Here is a 22484-nt window from a genome sequence, read left to right on the forward strand (position 1 = left end):
CCCCGGCCGCACTCGATTCAAGGAGACCCCCGGTGCATTTCGATGAACTGATCGGCCATCTCGGCCAGCACACGGTCGACGGCCTTTCCAAGGGCGCCATCTACGCCCTGATCGCCCTTGGCTACACCCTCGTCTACGGCGTTCTTCGCCTGATCAACTTTGCGCACTCCGAGGTGTTCATGGTCGGTACCTTCGCGGTGCTGATCCTGTGGAACCAGCTCGGGGTGGAAAATAACCCGCCGATCGGCCAGGCGATCCTGTTCCTGGTGCTCGGCCTGCTCGTCGCGGCGGTCGCCTCGGGTGGTACGGCCCTGGCGCTCGAACGGATCGCCTACCGGCCGTTGCGGCGTAAGAACGCGCCGCCGCTGATCTTCCTGATCACCGCGATCGGCCTGTCGCTGGTCTTCGTGGAGCTCTTCGGGCAGGTACTGCCCAAGCTGCTCGGTGGCGTCCTGCCGGCGGCGTTCGGCCGGCCCCGGCAGATCGTCGGTATGCCGACGATCATCCAGCAGGAGACCCTGTTCACCATCGGCAACACGGCGATCACGAACATCCAGCTGATCGTCCTCGTCGCGGCGGTGGCGATGATGGCGCTGCTGGACTGGTTCATCAACCGCACGCGCTACGGCCGGGGTGTGCGGGCGGTGGCCCAGAACCCGGAGACCGCCGCGCTGATGGGCGTCAACCAGGAGCGCGTGATCATGCTGATCTTCGTGCTCGGTGGCATCATGGCCGGCGCCGCCGCTCTGTTGTGGAGCATGCGGTTCGGCTTCACCCAGAACAGCATCGGCTTCGTGCTCGGCCTCAAGGCGTTCACCGCCGCGGTCCTGGGCGGCATCGGTAACCTGCGCGGCGCGCTGCTGGGCGGCCTCTTCCTCGGCATCGTCGAGGTCTACGGCGCCACGCTCTTCGCGTCCAACTGGGAGGACGTCATCGCCTTCGTGGTGCTGATCGTGGTGCTGATGTTCCGGCCGACCGGTCTGTTGGGCGAGTCGCTCGGGAGGGCCCGCGCATGATCGACAAGATTCGCTCCGCCGATCGCCGCCGGGTGGGCCTGCTGACCACGGTCGGCGACCGCTGGCGGGCGCTGCCCAAGTGGCAGCGTGTCGTCGGGCTGCTCGCCCTCGTGGCGTTCCTCTACTACCTGCCCGCGCTCGGCAAGCTGCCAGGCAACCTGGTGATTCCGGGCTTGAACGATCTTCGTACCGACTCGATCGACGGTGGCAACAGTTGGGCGGGCGTACTCTTCGTCTGCGCCATCTACGTGCTGGTCGCGATCGGCCTGAACGTGGTGGTCGGCCTCGCCGGCCTGCTCGACCTGGGCTACATCGGCTTCTTCGCCATCGGCGCGTACAGCGTGGCGCTGTTCGGTTCGGTGAACTCGCCGGTGGTGAAGTGGATCCAGCAGGAGTTCGACCTGCCGCCGACCTGGGCGGTGACCTGGACCATCTGCCTGTTCATCGCGATCGTGCTGACGATGATCTCCGGCGTGCTGCTGGGCTGGCCGACGCTGCGGCTGCGCGGTGACTACCTGGCCATCGTGACGCTGGGCTTCGGCGAGATCATCCGGATCGTGGCCCGCAACGCCACCGGGCTGACCAACGGCCCGGTCGGCATCTCGGCCATCCCCGGTCCCGAGGGTGCGCCGTCGGCGGACAACAAGGTCTTCGGGCTGATCGACGCGAAGCCCTGGTACTGGCTGGCCATCACCTTCGTGCTGATCATGGTGTTCCTGGTCCGCCGGTTGGAGCGCAGCCGCGTCGGCCGGGCCTGGCTGGCGGTGCGCGAGGACGAGGACGCCGCGGCGGTGATGGGTGTGTACCCGTTCAAGTTCAAGCTCTGGGCGTTCGCCATCGGCGCGGCGCTCGGCGGCCTGTCGGGCTTCCTCTTCGGCAGCCGGAACGCGTTCATCGACCCGACTCAGTTCAACGCGAACCTCTCCATCCTCTTCGTCGCCATGGTCGTGGTCGGCGGCTCCGGCAACATGATCGGCGTCTCGCTGGGCGCGGTGCTGTTGGCGTACCTGCCGGAGCGGTTCCGCGACTTCGCCGACTACCGGTGGCTGGTCTTCGGGCTGGCCATGGTGCTGGTGATGATCCTGCGTCCGCAGGGCCTGATCCCCAGCCGGCGGCGGGCCCGGGAGTTGAAGGACCGCGCGGCGGAGGCAGAGGAGGCGCCCGCTCATGTCTGACGAAACCACCAGCACGGCGACGCCGAAGATCCCGACTCAGCCGGGTCCGCGCCCGGTGCTGCTCGAGGTCGACGACGTCACGCTCCGCTTCGGCGGTGTGGTCGCCCTCGACAAGATCAATTTTCAGATCCACGAGGGCGAGATCCTCGGTTTGATCGGCCCGAACGGCGCCGGCAAGACCACCAGCTTCAACGTGATGACCGGGGTGTACCGGCCGACCTCCGGGGCGGTCCGGTTCCGGGGCGAGAAGGTGACCGGCCGCAAGCCGCACCAGATCAGCCAGCTCGGTATCTCCCGGACGTTCCAGAACATCCGTCTCTTCCCGGAGATGACGGCGCTGGAGAACGTCATGGTCGGCACGGACTCCCGGCACAAGACCAGCGTGCCGGGGGCGCTGTTCCGGCTGCCCCGGTTGAAGGCCAAGCCGCACGAGTTGCCGCAGGTCACGGCCCCGTCCGGGTTCGCCCGGACGTGGCAGGAGATCCGCCGGTCCTGTGCCAAGACGTTCGGGCTGTCCCGCTACGTCCTGGAGGAGCGGGCCGCCGAGGCCAAGGCGCTGGAGCTGCTGCGCTTCGTCGGGATCGCCGACCGGGCCAACGACGAGGCGCGCAACCTGCCGTACGGCTACCAGCGTCGCCTGGAGATCGCCCGGGCGTTGGCCACCGAGCCGAAGCTGATCTGCCTGGACGAGCCGGCCGCCGGCTTCAACCCGGCGGAGAAGGAGGAGCTCCTCACCCTGATCCGGAAGATCCGTGACATGGGCCTGACCGTGCTGCTCATCGAGCACGACATGCGGCTGGTCATGGGGGTCACCGACCGGATCGTGGTGCTGGAGTTCGGCCGCAAGATCGCCGAGGGTGCGCCCGCGGAGGTCAGCCGCGATCCGAAGGTGATCGCCGCGTACCTGGGGGAGCCCGCCGATGACGCTGCTTGAGCTGGAGAACGTCGCCGTCTCCTACGGCCGGATCGAGGCGCTGCACGGCATCAGCCTCACCGTGAACGAGGGCGAGGTGGTGGCCCTGATCGGCGCGAACGGCGCCGGCAAGACCACCACCATGCGGGCCATCTCCGGCACCCGGGCGCTCTCCTCCGGGAAGATCACCTTCAACGGTGAGGACATCAGCAAGCTCCGGGCCGACCTGCGGGTGGTCCGGGGGCTGTGTCAGTCGCCGGAGGGTCGCCAGATCTTCCCGGGTATGACGGTGATGGAGAACCTGGACATGGGGGCGTACACCCGGCGGGACTCCGCCGGGATCGCCGCCGACCTGGAGCGGGTGCTGACCCTGTTTCCGCGGCTGGCCGAGCGGCGCAAGCAGGCCGGCGGCACGCTCTCCGGCGGCGAGCAGCAGATGCTCGCGGTCGGTCGGGCGCTGATGAGCCGGCCGAAGCTGCTGCTGCTGGACGAGCCGTCGATGGGTCTGGCCCCGTTGGTGATCCGGCAGATCTTCGACATCATCACGGAGATCAACCAGCAGGGCACCACGATCCTGCTGGTGGAGCAGAACGCCCAGCAGGCGCTCTCCCGGGCCCACCGGGGGTACGTGCTGGAGACCGGTCGGATCGTGAAGGAGGGGTCCGGCGAGGACCTGCTGCACGACCCGGCGGTCAAGGAGGCGTACCTCGGCGTCGCCTGAGCGACCCGGACCGTCGGCGGCCGGCCACCCCTCGTCGGGGCTGGCCGGCCGCCGCCGTTCGGATCCGGTGTCCGGTTTCCCGCCGGGGCACGCGGTGCCGGCACCCGGGGATGTCGGTGCGACGGACTAGAGTCGCTGCCGTGACAGCTACGACGCCGCGCCTGCTCCTCGTCGACGGACACTCCCTGGCATACCGGGCTTTCTTCGCCCTGCCGGTGGAGAACTTCTCCACCACGACGGGGCAGCCGACAAACGCCGTCTACGGCTTCACCTCGATGCTGATCAACGTGCTGCGCGACGAGCAGCCGACCCACATCGTCGTGGCGTTCGACGTGTCCCGCCACTCGTTCCGCACCGACCGCTACGCGGAATACAAGGCCGGCCGCAGCGAGACCCCGACCGACTTCAAGGGCCAGGTCAGCCTGGTCAAGGAGGTCCTGGCGGCGCTGCGCATCCCGGTGGTCGAGATGCCCGGCTACGAGGCCGACGACGTCATCGCCACCCTCGCCTGCCAGGCCCGCGACCAGGGCATGCAGGTGCTGATCACCACCGGCGACCGCGACGCGTTCCAGTTGGTGGGCGACCAGGTCACCGTGCTCTACCCCCGCAAGGGCGTCTCCGACCTGGCCCGGATGGACCCGGCGGCCGTCGAGACGAAATACGGCGTCGGTCCGCAGCGCTACCGCGACCTGGCCGCCCTGGTCGGTGAGACCAGCGACAACCTGCCGGGTGTGCCCGGGGTCGGCCCGAAGACCGCCGCCAAGTGGATCAACATGTACGGCGGGGTGGAGGGTGTCGTCGCCCGGGCCGACGAGATCAAGGGCAAGGCCGGCGACAGCCTGCGCGAGCGGCTCGCCGACGTGATCCGCAACTACGAGATCAACTGCCTGGTCTCCGACCTGGAGTTGCCGCTGCGCCCGGAGGAGACCCGCTGGGCCGGTTGGGACCGGGAGGCGGTGCACCAGGTCTTCGACACCCTCGAGTTCCGCATCCTGCGCGACCGCCTCTACCAATATCTGGAGTCGGTCGAGCCGGAGGCCGAGTCGGGCTTCGACCTGGCCGGCGAGGTGCTCACCGAGCCGGGCGCGTTGGCCGGCTGGCTCGCCGCGCACGCCCCGGTCGGCACCCCGGTCGGTGTGGCGGTCAAGCTCGACACCGGCCCCAACCGCCGGCACACCGCTGACCTGCTCGGCATGGCCCTGGCCTCCGCCGGCGGGGCCGCGGCCTGGTTCGACCCGAGCCGGCTCGACCCGGCCGACGAGGCGGCGCTGACCGGCTGGCTGGGCGACGGCGAGCGCCCCAAGGTGCTGCACGACGCCAAGCCGGCGCTGCTGGCGTTGGCCGCGCGCGGCTGGCCGCTGGAGGGGGTGGTCCGCGACACCCAGATCGCCGCCTACCTGGCCCGCCCCGACCAGCGCTCCTACGACCTGACCGACCTCGCGCTGCGCTACCTGCACCGCGAGCTGCGGGTCGACGCGCCCGAGACCGGCCAGCTGACCCTCGACGGGCTCGGCGGCGACGGCGAGGCCGAGCAGAACCTCATGCTCCAGGCCCGGGCCACCCTCGACCTGGCCGACGCGATCGACGCCGAGCTCTCCCGGGACGGTGAGCAGTCCGCCCGGCTGATGTCCGGCGTGGAGCTGCCGCTGATGCGGGTGCTCGCCGCGATGGAGCGCACCGGCATCGCCGCCGACACGCACTACCTCTCCGAGTTGGAGGCGCACTTCGCCGCCGAGGTGAAGGCCGCCGCGCAGGGCGCCTACGAGGCGGTCGGGCGGGAGTTCAACCTGGGCTCGCCCAAGCAGTTGCAGGAGATCCTCTTCACCGAGCTGGGCCTGCCGAAGACCAAGAAGATCAAGACCGGCTACACCACCGACGCCGACGCCCTGCAGTGGCTCTACGCGCAGAACCCGCACCCGGTGCTGGCGCACCTGCTGCGCCACCGCGACGTGGCCAAGCTGAAGTCCACCGTCGACGGTCTGCTCAAGTCGGTCTCCGACGACGCCCGGATCCACACCACGTTCAACCAGACGGTGGCCGCCACCGGTCGGCTCTCCTCGACCGAGCCCAACCTGCAGAACATCCCCATCCGCACCGAGGAGGGGCGGCGGATCCGCCGTGCCTTCGTGGTGGGGGAGGGCTACGACTGCCTGCTCACCGCCGACTACAGCCAGATCGAGATGCGGATCATGGCGCACCTCTCCTCCGACGACGCGTTGATCGACGCGTTCAACTCCGGCGCCGACTTCCATGCCGCGACGGCGTCATCGGTGTTCGAGGTGCCGCTCACCGAGGTCACCGCCGACCAGCGGCGCAAGATCAAGGCGATGAACTACGGCTTGGCCTACGGGTTGAGCGCGTTCGGGCTCTCCCAGCAGCTCGGGATCAGCGCCGAGGAGGCGCGCGGGCTGATGGAGAACTACTTCGCCGGGTTCGGCGGGGTGCGCGACTACCTGCAGGAGGTGGTCGCCCGGGCCCGCCGCGACGGCTACACCTCGACCATCCTGGGTCGCCGCCGCTACCTGCCCGACCTGGTCAGCGACAACCGGCAGCGGCGCGAGATCGCCGAGCGGATGGCGCTCAACGCGCCGATCCAGGGCTCCGCGGCCGACATCATCAAGGTCGCCATGCTGCGCGTCGACACTGCCCTGCGCGAGGCCGGGCTGGGCTCACGGATGCTGCTGCAGGTGCACGACGAGCTGGTCTTCGAGGCGGCCCCGGGCGAGCGGCAGGCGCTCGAGGAGCTGGTCCGCCGCGAGATGGGCGCCGCGCACCCGCTCTCGGTGCCGCTGGAGGTCTCCGTCGGCGAGGGCCGCGACTGGAACAGCGCTGACCACTGATCCGCGGGTCTACCGTCCCGGGCCCCGGCGCGACTCCGGCGGGGCGCCGCGCCGGTCGAGCGCCCGCCGGGACGGGCCGCCGGGCGGCGGCAGCGGCGCCTTGAGCGGGTCGTGCCCCCAGTTCATCAGGGAGTACCGCCACCGGGTGTCCCGGACGTCGCCGCTCGGGCGTTGCGCCATGTGCCGGCGGACGTATCCGACGACCTTGCGCATGTGTTTGAAGTCGGCCTCGGAGAGCTCGGCGCGCTTGCGGCGCAGCAGACCGATGATCCGCCGGCCGGACTCGTGCCCGACCGACTCACCGCCTCCGCCGCCCTTCTTGCGCCAGCCGACGTGCTTGGACTCGTCGCTCTCCAGCCACTTCGACAGCTCGCCGGGCTTCATGTTGACGGCCTCGGTGAACTCCCGGTAGGTGTCCCGGCCGTCGTCACGTGGACTCATGGCGCAACACCTCCGGTCGGTGGGCGACGTCGCGGCCCGAGTCGTCGTTGCGGATCCGGTACTGCGGCTCGTCCTGCGAGGCGTTCACGGCGTGCCCGCGCACGTGCGTCCGGTCGACCAGCTTCTCCTTGACCACGCCGTACGCCCGGCCGCTGTGACTGGCCCAGGAGACGTGGTCGCCCTCGCGGAATTCCCTCTGCTCGGCCATACGCGGTGGCTACCCCTGCCCTGCCCGCCGAAACAGCCAGCCGCCGGCTCCCGGGCCGCCTGCGTGGCGCCGCGGGTGGTCGTCGCGCGGCGGCGACCGCGCTCAGCCGGCGGGCTTCTCGGCCACGAAGATCGCGGTGCCGGGGAAGAGCCGCCCGCGCAGCGGGCTCCACTGCCCCCAGATTCCCTCTTGTCCCGCCGGCCACTCCGGCTCCACCAGGTCGACCAGCCGGAAACCGGCGTCGACCAGCTCCCGGATCCGGTCGCCGAGGGTGCGGTGCTGCTCCACGTAGCTGGCCACCCCGGCGTCGTCCTGCTCCACGTAGGGGGAGCGGTCGAAGTAGGAGTGCACCGCCCGCAGCCCGCCCTCGCCCGGGTCGTCGAGGAAGATCCACCGCATCGGGTGGGTGACCGAGTAGACCCAGCGGGCGCCGGGGCGCAGCACCCGGTACACCTCCCGCATCAGCGCGGCGGAGTCGGCCACGAACGGGATCGCCCCGAACGCCGTGCAGGCGGTGTCGAACGCCTCGTCGGCGAAGGGCAGGGCGAGCGCGTCGGCCTGCACCAGCGGCACGCGTACGCCGCTGCGCTCGGCGGCGAGCGCGGCGTGCCGCAACATGCCGGCGGACAGGTCCATCGCGACCGGCCGGGCGCCCTGGGTGGCCAGCCACCGGGCGGCGGCCGCGGCCCCGGCGCCGACCTCCAGGATGCGGCGCCCGGTCAGCTCGCCGAGCAGCCGGACGTCGGCCTCGCGCACCCCCTCCGGACACCAGACGAAGTCCACCTCGCCGAGAAACGCCCCGTGCTCGGCCTGGTAGTCGTCGGCGTCGGCGTCCCACCACCCGCGGTTGGCCCGGCGGGCCTCGGTGTCACTGACCCGGCGCCGGGTCACCCGGCTGTCGTCGTCCACCCGCTCACGCTAGGGCTCATCGACGCCGCGAGCGCGGGTGGGCCCGGCGTGGCGGCGGAGGTAAGTGGCGTGGCGGGTGTGACACGCGAGACAGGTGGGACGGATTCCGGGTGATTTCTCGGCTTTCGCAGGTCACGAGGCGACGACCAGACGGGAGGGCTTGCACGCTGTGGTAATGCGCAGGGTAGGCTTGACGATGCGCTCGCGGATCGTGTGCCTCGGCAGGGAGCAGGTGCGCGGTCGACGAAGCCACCTGACGGCGCCACATCAATTCTCACTTGGCAGTCGTTCGGTGTGCCCGACGACGGATCCGCTGGCGCGACAGGGTCACCGCGACACCAGCCTGCAGTGACAACCCATCCGACCGGAGCAACCGCCCACATGACGAGCAGCATCGAGGCCCCCTCGAGCGCCACCAAGGTCACCGTCGACGACCTCGGCTCCGAGGAAGCTTTCCTCGCCGCGATCGACGAGACCATCAAGTACTTCAACGACGGCGACATTGTCGAAGGCACCGTCGTCAAGGTCGACCGGGACGAGGTCCTGCTCGACATCGGCTACAAGACCGAGGGTGTCATCCCCTCTCGTGAGCTGTCGATCAAGCACGACGTGGACCCGGCCGAAGTGGTCTCGGTTGGCGATCACATCGAGGCCCTTGTCCTCCAGAAGGAGGACAAGGAGGGGCGTCTGATCCTCTCGAAGAAGCGCGCTCAGTACGAGCGGGCCTGGGGCACGATCGAGAAGATCAAGGACGAGGACGGCGTCGTCCGCGGCTCGGTCATCGAGGTGGTCAAGGGTGGCCTCATCCTCGACATCGGGCTGCGCGGCTTCCTGCCCGCCTCCCTGGTCGAGATGCGGCGCGTGCGTGACCTGCAGCCGTACGTCGGGCGCGAGCTCGAGGCCAAGATCATCGAGCTGGACAAGAACCGCAACAACGTGGTCCTGTCCCGCCGGGCCTGGCTGGAGCAGACCCAGTCCGAGGTGCGCACCGAGTTCCTCAACAAGCTCCAGAAGGGCCAGGTCCGCAAGGGCGTCGTGTCCTCGATCGTCAACTTCGGCGCGTTCGTCGACCTCGGCGGCGTCGACGGTCTGGTGCACGTCTCCGAACTCTCCTGGAAGCACATCGACCACCCGTCCGAGGTTGTCGAGGTCGGCCAGGAGGTCGAGGTCGAGGTCCTGGACGTCGACCTGGACCGCGAGCGGGTCTCGCTGTCGCTGAAGGCGACGCAGGAGGACCCGTGGCGGCAGTTCGCCCGCACCCACGCGATCCAGCAGATCGTGCCGGGTAAGGTCACCAAGCTGGTGCCGTTCGGCGCGTTCGTCCGGGTGGACGACGGCATCGAGGGCCTGGTCCACATCTCCGAGCTGGCCGAGCGCCACGTGGAGATCCCGGAGCAGGTCGTCCAGGTCGGCTCCGAGGTCATGGTCAAGGTCATCGACATCGACCTCGAGCGTCGCCGGATCTCGCTGTCGCTCAAGCAGGCCAACGAGGGCTTCGTCGAGGGCGAGGAGCACTTCGACCCGACCCTCTACGGCATGGCCGCGACCTACGACACCGAGGGCAACTACATCTACCCCGAGGGCTTCGACCCGGAGACGGGCGAGTGGCTCGAGGGCTACGACAAGCAGCGCGAGACCTGGGAGAACCAGTACGCCGAGGCTCGTCAGCGCTGGGAGGCGCACACCAAGCAGGTGCAGAACTCCCGCGCCGCCGACGCCGAGGCCGCTGCCAACCCGACTCCGGTCGTTCCCGCCGGTGGTGGCACCACCTCCTCGACCAGCCCGGCCCCGAGCCGGCAGGCCGAGGAGCCGGCCGGCACCCTGGCCACCGACGAGGCGCTCGCCGCTCTGCGGGAGAAGCTCGCCGGGGGCAAGTGACCCGTACGACGACTCCAGCTCGGCGCGTCTGACGCCGCGCAGTGCCCTGGAGCCGTCGCTGACGACGACGGGCCCCGTCCCGGCGATCATCCGATCGCCGGTGGCGGGGCCCTCGCCGTTTCCGCCGAGGCCCACCCCGCACCGGGCCGGTCGTTTGGCAGGGCGGGCTTGATCAGGTTGACTGGTGCCGTGCTGATGGTGGGACTGACCGGCGGGATCGGGTCGGGCAAGAGCGCCGTGGCGGCCCGGCTCGCCTCGCTCGGCGCGGTGCTGATCGACGCCGACCAGGTGGCCCGGGAGGTGGTCGCGCCGGGCACCCCGGGGCTCGCCGAGATCATCGAGGCCTTCTCCCCGGGGGTGCTGGCCGCCGACGGCAGTCTTGACCGCCCGGCGCTCGGCGCGTTGGTCTTCGCCGACGAGGCCGCCCGCCGCCGGTTGGAGGCGATCACCCACCCCCGGGTCCGGGCCCGGACCGCCGAGCTGGCCGCCGCGGCGGCGCCCGACGCGGTCGTGGTCAACGACGTGCCGCTCCTGGTCGAGGTGGGGCTCGCGCCCACGTACCACCTGGTGGTCGTGGTGCAGGCGGCCGTGCCGACCCGGCTGGAGCGGCTGGCCCGCGACCGGGGGATGGATCGGGCGGAGGCCGAGCGACGGATCGCCGCGCAGGCCGACGACGCCCGCCGGCGGGCGGTGGCCGATGTGCTGCTGACCAACGACGGCAGCCTGGCCGAGCTGCACGCCGCGGTCGACGCGCTCTGGCGGGACCGGCTGCTGCCCTACGAGCGGAACCTGCGCGAGCGGCGGGTGGCCCAACCGGAGCAGGTGCAACTGGCCGAGCCGGACCCGACCTGGCCGCAGCAGTACGACCGGCTGGCCGCCCGGATCCGGCGCGCGATCGCCCCGGCCGAGTGGCGGATCGACCACATCGGCTCCACCGCCGTGCCCAAGCTGGCCGCGAAGGACGTCATCGACATTCAGCTCACCGTGCCCACCCTCGCCGAGGCGGACGGGCCGCTCGCCCAGCGGCTGGCCGACGCCGGCTTCCCCCGGACGCCGGGCCAGTGGTGGGACAGCCCCCGGGCGGCCGGCCGTGGCCGCTGGGAGAAGCGGCTGCACGCCAGCGCCGACCCGGGCCGCCCGGTCAACCTGCACATCCGCGCGGCGGACTCACCGGGCTGGCGGTACGCGCTGCTGACCCGCGACCACCTGCGCGCCGACCCGGACCAGCGGTCCGGGTACCTGCTGCTCAAGCGGGAGCTGGCGGCGACCGCGCCGGACAGCGCCACCTACACCACCGCCAAGGACCCGTGGTTCGACGAGGAGCACCTGCGCGCCGAGCAGTGGGCGGCGCAGACCGGCTGGCGGCCCTGACCGCCGGCTCGTCGCTGCTCCGTCCCGTTCAGCGGCCCGGTGCCGCCGCTCCGGCCCGGGCGGCCGGCCGCTGCGGCGCGGGCAGCCGGGGCACCGTGGCAGGGCTGAGGTCGAGCTGCGCCCAGACGCCCGGCCGGGTGTGCAGCTCGACCCGGCGCAGCAGGCCGGCCCGGTCGATCCAGTAGCGCAGCCGGGTCCTTGAGGTACCCAGCTCGATCACGTCCACCGTCCGCCCGGCCAGGGTGTCCTGCCGCAGCCGCACCGGCGAGCCGGACGGCGCCGTCCGGCCCGCGGCGAGGGCCGCGTCGACCAGCACGGTCAGCTCGTCCGACCCGGCCCGCGGCGAGCGCCAGCCGGCGCCTGACGGCGGCGGCAGCGGAGGCCGGCCCGGTTGCTCCGGGTCGCCGGCGGCAGGCACGTCCGCCCGGGAGGTCCCGGCCCGGTCCCGGCGCAGCAACGTTCGGCGATCCGGTAGGCCGAGGTCGGTCACCGCCAGGTAGGCGGTGCCGGCGCTCCAGCTCAACCAGCCCGCCCCGCGCAGGTTCGTCTCCCGCCCGACCGGGGCGGTGAGCGTCGCCGTGGCGCCGCCCCGGGCCCGCAACCGCCCGGGCAGGCGGTCCAGTCGGGCCTGCTCGTCGGCGGTCAGGGCGCGGGGCAGCCCGGGTCGACCACCGAGGGCGTCGACCGGGCGCAGGGTCGGCCGGTCCGTCCGGTTCAGCGTCACGGTCACCGGCCCCGGGCCGGGCAGCCGGGCGGTCAGCCGGTGCAGCCGGGCCTCCCGGTCCACCCAGTACCGCGGCAGGTCGTCCGGGTCGGCCGCCGGACTCGGTGCGGGCGCGCCCGCGACGGCCGGCAGCGGCGCGGCCAGGACGTCCGCCGGCCCGACCGCGAGGCTCTCCTGGCGCACCCAGCGGGCACCGGACTCGCGCAGCGCCGCGGGGGGTTCCGCGCGGTCGGCGGCGAGGCCGAAGAGCAGCTTGAGCACGGGCGCCAGGGCGCTCCCGGCTGGCAGGTCGTGTAGCCGCCAGCGGTACGCGGGTGGCACCAGCGGAGGCGGCGCCGGAGTGGGTACCGCCGCCGGGTCGGGGCGGATCACCAGCACCGACGGGGTGGCCTGGAGCAGGCCGCGCTCCGCGCCCGCGCCCGGTCCGCCGACGTCGAGGTAGAGCAGCGGGCGGGACCAGTCGACCCAGCCCACCAGCTCGGTGCGGGCCGCTCCGTCGCCGACCGTCACGTGCAGCCCGGCGCGCAGGTCGCGGTAGTTGGTGACCCGTACCGCGGCCAGCCGTTCGCTCTCGGCGACGGTCAGTGCCCGGGGCGGTTCGACCGGATCGGGAGCCCAGCTGAGCAGCCCGAGCACCAGGCCCGCGGCGGAGAGGACCGCGACCCCGCCGAGCAGCGCCAGCAGGCCCCGCCGGCGGCGGCTGGTGACCCGGGGCAGGAACCCGGAGTCGTCGGGGCCGCCGCCCACGCCGGGCGACACCGTGGGGGTTGCCGGGGCGGCGATGGCCGGGACGGCGGAGCCGGTCGGCCGGGGTCGGTCGGCCGGAGAGGTCGCTGGGGGGTCCGGGCGAGGAGCCCGGGCAGGGGACGTGTCCACGCGTTGTTGAACGGGCGGGACACGGGTGGGGTGACGAATAGGGGCGCTCGCGGCGGCCGGTCAGCGCCTCGAGCGCGACCACAACGGGTGCGCACGCCGGGCACGCCGGGTGCTGCGACCCCTGTGCCGGGGATGGCCTGCCGTGATGACGGCCCGGCCACCGGCCCGGTCGGCCGCCGCGAGCGGCCTACGGAAAGAGCGTAGCCGGGTGGCATGTGCCACACAATGGAATATCGAAGCCGATCAGGTGCCTCTCGAGACGGCGGATCGTGTCGGACCTCCGGCGTACCGTTGAGGTCATGGCGCTCGACATTCCCCGGCTGGACGGCCGCTTCCAGGTCGTCAGTGAATTTCAGCCCGCCGGTGACCAGCCGGCGGCCATCGACGACCTGGAGCGCCGGGTCCGGCGCGGCGACCGCAACACCGTGCTGCTGGGCGCGACCGGCACCGGCAAGAGCGCCACCACGGCGTGGCTGATCGAGCGGTTGCAGCGGCCGACCCTGGTGCTGGCACCCAACAAGACGCTCTGCGCGCAGCTGGCCAAGGAGTTCAGCGAGCTGCTGCCGCACAACGCCGTCGAATACTTCGTCTCCTACTACGACTACTACCAGCCCGAGGCCTACATCCCGCAGACCGACACCTACATCGAGAAGGACTCCTCGATCAACGAGGAGGTGGAGCGGCTGCGGCACTCGGCGACCATGTCGCTGCTCACCCGCCGCGACGTGATCGTGGTGGCCACCGTCTCGGCGATCTACGGCCTGGGCACGCCGGAGGAATACCTCGACCGCGCGGTCCGGGTCGCCGTCGGGCAGGAGCTCGACCGCGACCAGCTGCTGCGCCGGCTGGTCGACATCCAGTACACCCGCAACGACATGGCCTTCAACCGGGGCACCTTCCGGGTCCGCGGCGACACTCTGGAGATCATCCCGGCCTACGAGGAGCTCGCCGTCCGGGTGGAGCTCTTCGGCGACGAGGTGGAGAAGCTCTACTACCTCAACCCGCTCACCGGTGACGTGGTCCGCGAGGTCGACCAGCTGGTGATCTTCCCCGCCACGCACTACGCCGCCGGCCCGGAGCGGATGGAGCGGGCGATCCGCGACATCGAGGTCGAGCTGGCCGAGCGGCTGGCCGAGCTGGAGCGGCAGGGCAAGCTGCTCGAGGCGCAGCGGCTGCGGATGCGCACCACCTACGACATCGAGATGATGCGCCAGGTCGGGTTCTGCTCCGGCATCGAGAACTACTCGATGCACATGGACGGGCGGCTGCCCGGCAGCCCGCCGCACTGCCTGCTCGACTACTTCCCCGACGACTTCCTCACCGTGATCGACGAGTCGCACGTCACGATCCCGCAGATCGGCGGCATGTACGAGGGCGACGCCTCGCGTAAGCGCATGCTCATCGACCACGGCTTCCGGCTGCCCAGCGCCGCCGACAACCGGCCACTGCGCTTCGACGAGTTCCTGGAGCGGGTCGGCCAGATGGTCTACCTCTCCGCGACCCCGGGCCCGTGGGAGCTGGAGCAGGCCCAGGGCGAGTTCGTCGAGCAGGTGATCCGCCCGACCGGTCTGATCGACCCCGAGGTCATCGTCAAGCCGACCAAGGGCCAGATCGACGACCTGATGCACGAGATCAAGCTGCGTACCGAGCGCGACGAGCGGGTCCTGGTCACCACGCTGACCAAGAAGATGGCCGAGGACCTGTCCGACTACCTCCTGGAGAACGGCATCCGGGTGCGCTACCTGCACTCCGAGGTCGACACCCTGCGCCGGGTGGAGCTGCTGCGCGAGCTGCGCAAGGGCGACTACGACGTGCTGGTCGGCATCAACCTGCTCCGGGAGGGCCTCGACCTGCCCGAGGTGTCCCTGGTGGCGATCCTCGACGCGGACAAGGAGGGGTTCCTGCGCAGCGGCCGGTCGCTGATCCAGACCATCGGCCGGGCCGCCCGGAACGTCTCCGGCCAGGTGCACATGTACGCCGACAAGATCACGCCGTCGATGGCGGACGCGATCGACGAGACCAACCGTCGGCGCGAGAAGCAGACCGCGCACAACGAAGCGCACGGCATCAGCCCCGAGCCGCTGCGCAAGAAGATCCACGACATCCTGGACGACATCTACCGCGAGGCGGAGGACACCGAGCAGAACACCCGGGTCGGCGGCGCGGTGCGGCAGCTGTCCCGGGGCAAGGCGCCGGTCAAGGAGACCCGCAGCCGTGGCCGGGCCGCCACCGGCGGCACCTCCCGCGAGGGAATGGCCCGGGCCGACCTGGCGCAGCTCATCCAGGAGCTCAACGACCAGATGCTCGCCGCCGCGCGGGAGCTGCAGTTCGAGCTGGCCGCGCGGATCCGCGACGAGGTCGTCGACCTGAAGAAGGAGCTGCGCGGCATGGACGCCACCGGGGTGAAGTGACCGATGGCGGCGGTCGCGCCGGTCGGTGAGGTGGTGCTGGGTCTGCCCGACGTCCGGCTGCGCCCGTTCGTCGACCGGTACGTCGGCTACCGCGAGCACGCGGATCTGCCACTGGTCCGCCGGGAGGTCGCCGGCGCGTTCGTGGTGCTCATCCTCGGCTGGGGCGCACCGCTCGACGTGGTCGTCCCGCACAGCGCCGAGCGGAGCGCCTACCGCGTCGACTCCTTCGTCGCCGGCACCTTCGACCGCTGGTGCACCACCCGCACGATCGGGGTCGGCCAGGGAGCCGAGCTTCTGCTCGCGCCGTTGGCCGCCCGGCGGATCCTGGGCCTGCCGCTCGGCGAGCTGAGCAACCGGGCGGTCGACGCGGCGGCGCTGCCCGGCGGCTGGCTCGACCGGCTCCGCGACCGGCTCGCCTCGGCGGTCACCTGGCCGCAGCGGTTCGCGCTGCTCGACGCGGCGATCACCGCTCGGCTGGCCGGCTCGGGGCCGGTGGACGCCCGGGTGGCCTGGGCGTGGCGGCGGCTGTCGGCCAGCGGCGGGCGGGTCGGCATCGGGTCTCTCGCCGACGAGCTGGGCTGGAGCCGACGCCACCTGGCCGCCCGGTTCCGCCACGAGGTGGGGCTGCCGCCGAAGACCACCGCCCGGCTGCTGCGCTTCCAGCACGCCTACGCGGCGCTGGCCGCCCCGCCGCTGCCGGTGGACGACATGTCAACCGGGCCGTCGGGGGCCTTGGCCGTCGGGCCGGGCGGGCTGCCCGCCGGGCCGAACCACGGTGGGCCGACGGCGGTGGCCGGCGGCTGGGCCGAGGTGGCGGCCCGCTACGGCTACTACGACCAGTCGCACCTGATCCGGGACTTCCGTGAGTTCGCCGGGGACACCCCGGCCGCTCTGCTTACCGCCCGGGCGGCGGCTGGTGGGCAGGGCTGACGTCGCACCGGTCACCCGCGCCGCCCGTGGGTCGGGCCTGCGCGTGAGGGCCGACCATCCACAAGGTCGCGCTCGATCCTGGATCCAGTGGTCTCCGGGCCGACCCGAGGCCCCTACATCCCGGAAGTAGCGCGACCTTGGAGCCCGCCGAGGTCACATTCGTCCAATACCCGCCGCCGTGGCGGCGCCAGACTCGGCGGTATGCGAACCGTTTATCCCGTCTTCCGCTACCCCGATGCCCGGGCGGCCATCGATTGGCTCCGGGCCGCTTTCGGCTTCCAGGTCCACGCCGTGCACGACGCGCCGGACGGCACGGTGGCGCACGCCGAACTGGTCCTGGACACCGGCATGATCATGCTCGGCCAGAGGTCCACGTCGCGCCCGCGGCCGGCCGAGGACGACTGGGCGGTGTACGCGGCGGTCGACGACGTCGACACGCACTGCGCCCGGGCGCGCGCCGCCGGCGCTGAGATCATCCGGGAACCGGCCGACACCGACTACGGCTCCCGCGACTACGCCGCCCGCGACCTCGACGGCAACGTGTGGAGCTTCGGCACCTACCGGCCGTGACCTGCTCCTGGTTCGGGTCGGGGCGAGACTCCCGGCGAGCTTGATGCCGCAGCGGCATAGTGATACCTCAGCGGCATCAAGCTCGTTGTCGACCTACCTGCCGCCCCGGCGCTCCCGGCGCGGGCGTGCCGACCTCTTCCTCTCCGGCGAGGCGGTGACCGCGCGCCGTGCTTCGGGAGCCGGTCGCGAGCCGCCGACCCGGCGCGGGGAACCGCTGATCGGCCGCCGGCGTCGTGCCGTGATCGCCCGCCGGCGGGTCGATGACCAGTCCGGATACGGCAGGGGAGGACGCCGGGTCGGCGGCGGGGCCGACCGGGTCTGATTGCGTTGCGCGAGCGAGGTATTGCAGTGGGTGACGGTCCTGCGTAATCTCCCTCGGTGGGGAGGCCGGGAATGCCGTTGCCAACGAGTCCTGTCATTCGCCGGGTGCGACTCGGCGCCGAGCTGCGCCAGCTGCGCCGGCGCGAAGCGTTGACCCTGGAACAGGTCTGCGACCGGCTGGGGTGGGCCTCCACCTCCAAGCTGTCCCGCATCGAGCTGGGCCAGAGCCGTCCTGACCTGGCCGACGTGCTCGACCTGTTGGACGTCTACCAGGTGCCGACGTCGACCCGGGACGCGCTCATCGTGATCGCCCGGGACGCCGCCACCAGCCGGGGCTGGTGGAAGGCGCTGGGCGAGATGGGGGAGCGGCAGCGCACCTACGCCGAACTGGAGGCGGGCGCGGCGCGCATCGTCGAGTATCAGCCGGCCGTCGTGCCGGGGCTGCTGCAGACGCCCGCGTACGCCCGGCTGCGGGTCGCTGCCGGCGCCACGCTCGACCCCGAGGTCGATGTGGACGCGGAGGTGCGCGCCCGCGCGGTGCGGCAGGAGGTGCTGCGTCGGGCCGAGCCGCCCCGGTACACCGCCCTGCTGGCCGAGGCCGCCTGCGACCCGGGGGAGACGCCGGTCGAGGTGTGGCGGGAGCAGGTGCGGCACCTGGTGGCGTTGACCGGGCTGTCGAACGTGACCGTGCGGCTGCTGCCCCGCGGGGCGGTGGCGCGCGGCGGCCTGCATGCGCTCACGCCGTACTCCTGCTATGCCTTTCCCGACCCGGCGGACCCCCGCACGGTGATGCTGGAGGCGCTCACCACCGACGTGCGGCTGGCCACCGTCGCGGACGTCGACCGGTATGACAGGTTCACCGAGGCGTTGCTGGACGCCGCGCTCTCGGCGGAGGAGACGGTTACCGCGCTGGCCCGCGGCATCGGCGACTGAGCGGGCCGCCGCCCGGCTCGCGCGGTCACCGGGCCCGGCGCCCCCGAGCCCGTCGGGACCGGTGGTCCGCGCGTGCGTCCGCACGATAGGCGACGGGTACGACAGCTGCGGTCAGGCCGGCACGTCGAGGAAGTGTTCGACGTGGGGCGGGCTGGCGAAGTGCGGGCCGATCAGCTCCCGCCACCGGGTGAACCGGTCGGAGCCGCGGAAGTTCTCGTTGTGCGCCTCGACCGAGTCCCACTCGACCAGCAGCACGAACCGGGACGGGGACTCGATTCCCCGGGTCATCCGGACCGACCGGCAGCCGGGCGTGCCGGCGAGCACCGGATGCCCCTGGGCGTACGCGGCGGCGAACGCGTCCTCGTTGCCGGGCAGTACGTCGATCAGCGCGACCTCAAGCACCATGCCGGAAGCCTCCCACGGCGGCTGACCCCACCGGTGCCGCGGGGTCTGTTCTCCGGCCCGCGCCGGCCCTAGGGTGGGCGCGCGGAAAGGAGTGGGAATGATCGACTGGCTCACCGGCACGGCGTTCACCGTGGCCGGCACCGGCACCACCTGGGCGGAGCTGCTCGGCTTCGCCACCGGCGTGGTCAACGTCTGGTTGGTGGCCCGGCAGCGGATCGCGAACTGGCCGGTCGGCATCGCCAACGTGCTGCTGCTCATGCTGCTGTTCTGGACCGCCGGCCTCTACGCCGACGCCGGACTGCAGATCGTCTACGTCGGACTGGGCCTCTACGGCTGGTGGCACTGGCTCTTCGGCGGGGAGCAACGCAGCCGGCTCACCGTGAGTCGGACGGGGCGGCGCGAGTGGCTGGCGCTGGCCGTCGCCGGGGTGCTGCTCACCGCCGGCCTCTGGGCCCTGCTGGACCGGGCCACCGACTCCACGGTGCCGTTGCCGGACGCGCTGACCACGGCGCTCTCCCTGCTGGCCACGTACGGGCAGACCCGCAAGCGGGTGGAGAGCTGGTGGCTGTGGATCGCCGCCGACCTGATCTACATCCCGCTCTACGCCTACAAGGGGCTGCACCTGACCGCTGCCCTGTACCTGGTCTTCCTCGCCCTCTGCGTGCTCGGGCTGCGCACCTGGCGCGCCGACCTGCGCCGGGTCGAGCAGCCGACCCCCGTGCCGCCCGGCCCGGCCCCGGTGACCGCGTGACCGGCCAGGAGGCGAGGCGCGGGAACCAGGCCGCTGACCTGGGGACCGGCCCGGTGGCGCCGGAGTTCCGGCACGGGATGGTGGTGGGCAAGTTCTATCCGCCGCACGCCGGGCACCACGCCCTGATCGCGGCTGCGGCCGCCCGGTGCGCGGCGGTCACCGTGGTGGTGGCCCCGTCCCGCCGGGAGTCCATCCCGCTCGCGCTCCGGCTCGACTGGCTGCGCGAGGTGCACGCGGAGACGCCGTGGGTCCGCTTCGTCGGCCGGTACGACGACCACCCGGTGGACTACGCCGACCCGGCGGTCTGGGACGCGCACTGTGCGGTGTTCCGCGAGGCTGTCGGCGAGACGCCGGTGGACGCCGTCTTCTCCTCCGAGGCGTACGGCGTGGAACTGGCCCGGCGCTTCGACGCCGTACCGGTGGCGGTGGATCCGGAGCGGCGGACCGTGCCGGTCTCCGGTACCGCCGTGCGCGCGGACACGGCGGGCCACTGGGAGTGGCTGGCCCCGCCGGTGCGGGCCTGGTTCGTGAAGCGGGTGGTGGTGGTCGGCGCCGAGTCGACCGGCACCACCACCATGGCCGCCGCGCTCGCCGCCCACTACCGCACCGAATGGGTGCCGGAGTACGGCCGGGAGCTGACCGCCCGCAAGCTCGCCCGCCTGCGCGAGCGGCAGCCGACGGCGACCGTCTTCGACGTGGTCTGGGACTGCGGCGACTTCCGGGAGGTGGTCCGGGAGCAGCAGGCGGCCGAGGACGCCGCGGCCCGGGCGTGCGGCCCGTTGCTGATCTGCGACACCGACGCGCGGGCCACCGCCGTCTGGGAGGAGCGCTACCTCGGCGCCGCGTCCCCGGAGGTACGCGCCGCCGCCCGGCGACCCGCGCTGTACCTGCTCACCGACGACCGGGGTGTGCCGTTCACCGACGACGGCCTGCGCGACGGGGCGCACCTGCGAGCCTGGATGACCGACCGGTTCCGGGCCGAGCTGGCCGACTGCGGGGTGCCGGTGGTGGAGCTGACCGGTCCGCACCAGGAACGGCTGGCCCGGGCGGTCGCGGCCTGCGACGCGCTGCTCGCCGCCGGCTGGCCGTTGGCCGACCCGCTGGCCCCGCCCATCGCAAGCCCAGCCTCCTAGGACGCCTTAGCGGGTGCGGCACCCGGCACGCCGGCCGCGGCGGGGGGTATTCCGACCGGGGACGTGTCCGGTACCACCGGTGCCCGACGTGCGATCACCGCGGGCGGTACGCCACAATGGTGATCGAGGAGGGGAGTATTCCCTCGCGACGGAGTCGTCAGCACGGTCGACCACCCCCCGGTGGCGCGACCCGGCCCCGTCGGTCACCGCCAGCCGGTGACGGAAGAGACCTCCGACAGTCACCAGAGTGAGCGTCACCGGCACACCACCTCCTTCCAGGGCGTACGGTGTGCCGGTCGCCGCGTGTCTGCCGGAGGAATGAACGTTGGACGTGTCCGGATTGGTGTGGGCGGGAACGCTCGTCGCACTGACTGCGGTCCTGCTCGTCGACCTGCTCATCATCGGTCGACGCCCGCACGAGCCGAGCGTGCGTGAGTCGAGCCTCTGGGTCGGCTTCTACGTCGGCCTGGCCCTGCTCTTCGGTGCGGGGATCTGGCTGACCGCCGGCCCGAGCGCGGCCGGCCAGTTCTACACCGGCTGGCTGACCGAGTACAGCCTCTCGGTCGACAACCTCTTCGTCTTCGTGATCATCATGGCCCGGTTCGCGGTGCCTCGGCAGTACCAGCAGAAGGTGCTGCTCGTCGGCATCGTGCTGGCGCTGCTGATGCGCGGTGGCTTCATCGCCGCCGGCGCCGCGCTGATCTCCCAGTTCTCCTGGGTGTTCTACATCTTCGGCGCGTTCCTCATCTACACCGCGATCAACCTGGCCCGCCAGGGGGAGCCCGACGAGGACGAGTTCTCCGAGAACGTGCTGATCCGGTGGAGCCGCAAGGCGCTGCCGATCTCGAAGGCGTACGACGGGGGACGGCTGACCACCCACGAGGGCGGTCGCCGGCTCTTCACCCCGCTGCTGATCGTGATGATCGCGATCGGCACCACCGACCTGATCTTCGCGCTGGACTCGATCCCGGCGATCTTCGGCATCACCCAGGAGCCGTACCTGGTCTTCACCGCCAACGTCTTCGCCCTGATGGGGCTGCGGCAGCTCTACTTCCTGCTCGGCGGCCTGCTCGACCGGTTGATCTACCTCAGCTACGGCCTGGCCGTGGTGCTCGGCTTCATCGGGGTGAAGCTGGTGCTGGAGGCGCTCGCCGACAACAACCTGCCGTTCATCAACGGCGGCGAGCACGTCGGCTGGGCCCCGCACATCCCGATCTGGCTCTCCCTGCTGGTCATCCTCGGCACCCTGCTGGTGGCCACGGTGGCCAGCCTGGTCAAGTCCGCTCGGGACCGGCGTAGGGAGCTGGCCGAGGCGCGCGGCTGACGACCGGGCCGTTCGCGGCCTGACAGCATTGAGGGGCGTCTCCGGAACCGGAGGCGCCCCTCGCCGCGTACGGCTCGCGTCGCGGGTGGTCGGGCTGCTCCGCGGTCGTCGGCTCGCGCCGATGGTGTCGGAACCGTTCTTCGGTCACGAGTGGGGTGGCGTCGGGCGAGGGCCGCGATAGGGCAGGGTGGCGCTGTAGACCACGTTGGTGGTGGTGCTGCCGAACGAGGCGAGTTCGTTGACGGTCTGTTCGAGATGCGCCATCGACGTGGCCGCCACCTTCAGCACGTAACAGTCGTCTCCCGTGGTGCGCAGGCACTCCAGAATCTCCGACCGTCGCTCCATCAGCTGGCGGAGTGGTTCGTGGCGGCTGCCGGGATACTTGAGCCGCACCACCGCGAGCACGGCGAAGCCCGCCTTGGGCAGGTCCACCTCGGCGCGGTAACCGGTGATCACACCGGTCGCCTCCAGCCGCCTGACGCGTTCGGTGGTGGCCGACGCGCTCAGCTTGACCCGGCGGCTGAGCTCGGTGATCGGCAGGCGACCGTCGTTCTGAAGTTCAACCAGGATCGACCAATCGACGGCGTCAAGATTCTCGGCCACGCAGCCAATTTAGCGCCGAATCCACGGCAGA

The 22484-nt window shown here is 71.9% G+C and carries 20 protein-coding genes; 14 read left to right on the forward strand and 6 right to left on the reverse strand.

The annotated features are described in order from the left end of the window. Nucleotides 1-32 precede the first annotated feature (32 nt). From AB0C04_RS08770 to polA, 5 genes are all read left to right on the forward strand, one after another. Entirely contained in the window at nucleotides 33-1016 is a 984-nt protein-coding gene (locus AB0C04_RS08770) for a branched-chain amino acid ABC transporter permease (protein ID WP_350872585.1), read from the forward strand. Continuing rightward, nucleotides 1013-2191 carry a branched-chain amino acid ABC transporter permease gene (locus AB0C04_RS08775; RefSeq protein ID WP_357050438.1) on the forward strand — a complete coding sequence of 393 codons (1179 nt, stop codon included), beginning with the start codon at nucleotides 1013-1015 and terminating at the stop codon, nucleotides 2189-2191. Before AB0C04_RS08770 ends, AB0C04_RS08775 begins: the two co-directional genes overlap by 4 nt. Next, the gene (locus AB0C04_RS08780) at nucleotides 2184-3125 is read left to right on the forward strand and encodes an ABC transporter ATP-binding protein (RefSeq protein ID WP_357050441.1); all 942 of its coding nucleotides are present in this window, start codon (nucleotides 2184-2186) and stop codon (nucleotides 3123-3125) included. Before AB0C04_RS08775 ends, AB0C04_RS08780 begins: the two co-directional genes overlap by 8 nt. Next, the gene (locus AB0C04_RS08785) at nucleotides 3112-3825 is read left to right on the forward strand and encodes an ABC transporter ATP-binding protein (protein WP_357050444.1); all 714 of its coding nucleotides are present in this window, start codon (nucleotides 3112-3114) and stop codon (nucleotides 3823-3825) included. Before AB0C04_RS08780 ends, AB0C04_RS08785 begins: the two co-directional genes overlap by 14 nt. A 140-nt stretch (nucleotides 3826-3965) precedes the next feature. After that, nucleotides 3966-6665, forward strand: a complete 2700-nt coding sequence (polA, locus tag AB0C04_RS08790) for a DNA polymerase I (protein ID WP_357050447.1) — start codon at nucleotides 3966-3968, stop codon at nucleotides 6663-6665. A 9-nt stretch (nucleotides 6666-6674) separates the two neighbouring features. Here polA and AB0C04_RS08795 read toward each other — a convergent pair whose 3' ends face one another. The 3 genes from AB0C04_RS08795 to AB0C04_RS08805 all read right to left on the reverse strand — a co-directional run bounded on the left by AB0C04_RS08795 (nucleotide 6675) and on the right by AB0C04_RS08805 (nucleotide 8223). Beyond that, nucleotides 6675-7106, reverse strand: a complete 432-nt coding sequence (locus tag AB0C04_RS08795; RefSeq protein WP_350872594.1) for a DUF3140 domain-containing protein — start codon at nucleotides 7104-7106, stop codon at nucleotides 6675-6677. Further along, nucleotides 7093-7314, reverse strand: a complete 222-nt coding sequence (locus tag AB0C04_RS08800) for a DUF2945 domain-containing protein (RefSeq protein WP_350872596.1) — start codon at nucleotides 7312-7314, stop codon at nucleotides 7093-7095. Before AB0C04_RS08800 ends, AB0C04_RS08795 begins: the two co-directional genes overlap by 14 nt. 102 nt (nucleotides 7315-7416) lie before the next feature. After that, complete coding sequence (locus AB0C04_RS08805; protein WP_357050451.1) at nucleotides 7417-8223, reverse strand: class I SAM-dependent methyltransferase; 807 nt, start codon at nucleotides 8221-8223, stop codon at nucleotides 7417-7419. A gap of 381 nt (nucleotides 8224-8604) precedes the next feature. On the opposite strand from AB0C04_RS08805, the gene rpsA reads away from it, so the two are divergent. Together rpsA and coaE are read left to right on the forward strand one after the other, a co-directional pair. Further along, a complete protein-coding gene (rpsA, locus tag AB0C04_RS08810) occupies nucleotides 8605-10101 on the forward strand; it encodes a 30S ribosomal protein S1 (RefSeq protein ID WP_350872599.1) in 1497 nt (498 codons plus the stop codon). 189 nt (nucleotides 10102-10290) lie between these two features. After that, complete coding sequence (gene coaE / locus AB0C04_RS08815; protein ID WP_357050455.1) at nucleotides 10291-11472, forward strand: dephospho-CoA kinase; 1182 nt, start codon at nucleotides 10291-10293, stop codon at nucleotides 11470-11472. A 28-nt stretch (nucleotides 11473-11500) separates the two neighbouring features. Here coaE and AB0C04_RS08820 read toward each other — a convergent pair whose 3' ends face one another. Further along, nucleotides 11501-12943 carry a hypothetical protein gene (locus tag AB0C04_RS08820; RefSeq protein WP_357050458.1) on the reverse strand — a complete coding sequence of 481 codons (1443 nt, stop codon included), beginning with the start codon at nucleotides 12941-12943 and terminating at the stop codon, nucleotides 11501-11503. 428 nt (nucleotides 12944-13371) lie between these two features. Between AB0C04_RS08820 and uvrB the strand changes: the two genes are divergently transcribed. The 4 genes from uvrB to AB0C04_RS08840 all read left to right on the forward strand — a co-directional run bounded on the left by uvrB (nucleotide 13372) and on the right by AB0C04_RS08840 (nucleotide 18237). Further along, nucleotides 13372-15483, forward strand: coding sequence for an excinuclease ABC subunit UvrB (uvrB, locus tag AB0C04_RS08825; protein WP_357050461.1), 2112 nt, complete (start codon nucleotides 13372-13374; stop codon nucleotides 15481-15483). A gap of 3 nt (nucleotides 15484-15486) precedes the next feature. After that, nucleotides 15487-16413, forward strand: coding sequence for a helix-turn-helix domain-containing protein (locus tag AB0C04_RS08830; protein ID WP_357050464.1), 927 nt, complete (start codon nucleotides 15487-15489; stop codon nucleotides 16411-16413). 201 nt (nucleotides 16414-16614) lie between these two features. After that, nucleotides 16615-16983, forward strand: coding sequence for a VOC family protein (locus tag AB0C04_RS08835; RefSeq protein ID WP_357050467.1), 369 nt, complete (start codon nucleotides 16615-16617; stop codon nucleotides 16981-16983). 393 nt (nucleotides 16984-17376) lie between these two features. After that, a complete protein-coding gene (locus tag AB0C04_RS08840) occupies nucleotides 17377-18237 on the forward strand; it encodes a helix-turn-helix transcriptional regulator (protein ID WP_357050470.1) in 861 nt (286 codons plus the stop codon). Between the two features lie 111 nt (nucleotides 18238-18348). Here the strand turns inward: AB0C04_RS08840 and AB0C04_RS08845 are convergent, their stop codons facing one another. Beyond that, a complete protein-coding gene (locus AB0C04_RS08845) occupies nucleotides 18349-18642 on the reverse strand; it encodes an antibiotic biosynthesis monooxygenase family protein (protein ID WP_357050473.1) in 294 nt (97 codons plus the stop codon). Nucleotides 18643-18739: 97 nt separating this feature from the next. On the opposite strand from AB0C04_RS08845, the gene pnuC reads away from it, so the two are divergent. The 3 genes from pnuC to AB0C04_RS08860 all read left to right on the forward strand — a co-directional run bounded on the left by pnuC (nucleotide 18740) and on the right by AB0C04_RS08860 (nucleotide 21850). Continuing rightward, the gene (gene pnuC / locus AB0C04_RS08850; RefSeq protein WP_357050475.1) at nucleotides 18740-19393 is read left to right on the forward strand and encodes a nicotinamide riboside transporter PnuC; all 654 of its coding nucleotides are present in this window, start codon (nucleotides 18740-18742) and stop codon (nucleotides 19391-19393) included. Continuing rightward, nucleotides 19390-20526 (forward strand): AAA family ATPase, encoded by a 1137-nt coding sequence (locus AB0C04_RS08855; RefSeq protein WP_357050478.1) that lies wholly within the window; start codon nucleotides 19390-19392, stop codon nucleotides 20524-20526. Before pnuC ends, AB0C04_RS08855 begins: the two co-directional genes overlap by 4 nt. Nucleotides 20527-20851: 325 nt before the next feature. Continuing rightward, nucleotides 20852-21850 (forward strand): TerC family protein, encoded by a 999-nt coding sequence (locus tag AB0C04_RS08860; protein ID WP_350872612.1) that lies wholly within the window; start codon nucleotides 20852-20854, stop codon nucleotides 21848-21850. Between the two features lie 144 nt (nucleotides 21851-21994). Here the strand turns inward: AB0C04_RS08860 and AB0C04_RS08865 are convergent, their stop codons facing one another. Continuing rightward, complete coding sequence (locus AB0C04_RS08865; RefSeq protein WP_357050481.1) at nucleotides 21995-22453, reverse strand: Lrp/AsnC family transcriptional regulator; 459 nt, start codon at nucleotides 22451-22453, stop codon at nucleotides 21995-21997. Nucleotides 22454-22484 lie beyond the last annotated feature (31 nt).

The organism is Micromonospora sp. NPDC048909 (assembly GCF_040649635.1).
Lineage (GTDB): Bacteria > Actinomycetota > Actinomycetes > Mycobacteriales > Micromonosporaceae > Micromonospora.

Coding starts and splice junctions, on each gene's coding strand:
- AB0C04_RS08775 (WP_357050438.1), top strand. CDS start 1,013: ATGATCGACAAGATTCGCTCCGCCGATCGCCGCCGGGTGGGCCTGCTG.
- AB0C04_RS08780 (WP_357050441.1), top strand. CDS start 2,184: ATGTCTGACGAAACCACCAGCACGGCGACGCCGAAGATCCCGACTCAG.
- AB0C04_RS08785 (WP_357050444.1), top strand. CDS start 3,112: ATGACGCTGCTTGAGCTGGAGAACGTCGCCGTCTCCTACGGCCGGATC.
- AB0C04_RS08795 (WP_350872594.1), bottom strand. CDS start 7,106: ATGAGTCCACGTGACGACGGCCGGGACACCTACCGGGAGTTCACCGAG.
- AB0C04_RS08800 (WP_350872596.1), bottom strand. CDS start 7,314: ATGGCCGAGCAGAGGGAATTCCGCGAGGGCGACCACGTCTCCTGGGCC.
- rpsA (WP_350872599.1), top strand. CDS start 8,605: ATGACGAGCAGCATCGAGGCCCCCTCGAGCGCCACCAAGGTCACCGTC.
- uvrB (WP_357050461.1), top strand. CDS start 13,372: ATGGCGCTCGACATTCCCCGGCTGGACGGCCGCTTCCAGGTCGTCAGT.
- AB0C04_RS08830 (WP_357050464.1), top strand. CDS start 15,487: ATGGCGGCGGTCGCGCCGGTCGGTGAGGTGGTGCTGGGTCTGCCCGAC.
- AB0C04_RS08835 (WP_357050467.1), top strand. CDS start 16,615: ATGCGAACCGTTTATCCCGTCTTCCGCTACCCCGATGCCCGGGCGGCC.
- AB0C04_RS08840 (WP_357050470.1), top strand. CDS start 17,377: ATGCCGTTGCCAACGAGTCCTGTCATTCGCCGGGTGCGACTCGGCGCC.
- AB0C04_RS08845 (WP_357050473.1), bottom strand. CDS start 18,642: ATGGTGCTTGAGGTCGCGCTGATCGACGTACTGCCCGGCAACGAGGAC.
- pnuC (WP_357050475.1), top strand. CDS start 18,740: ATGATCGACTGGCTCACCGGCACGGCGTTCACCGTGGCCGGCACCGGC.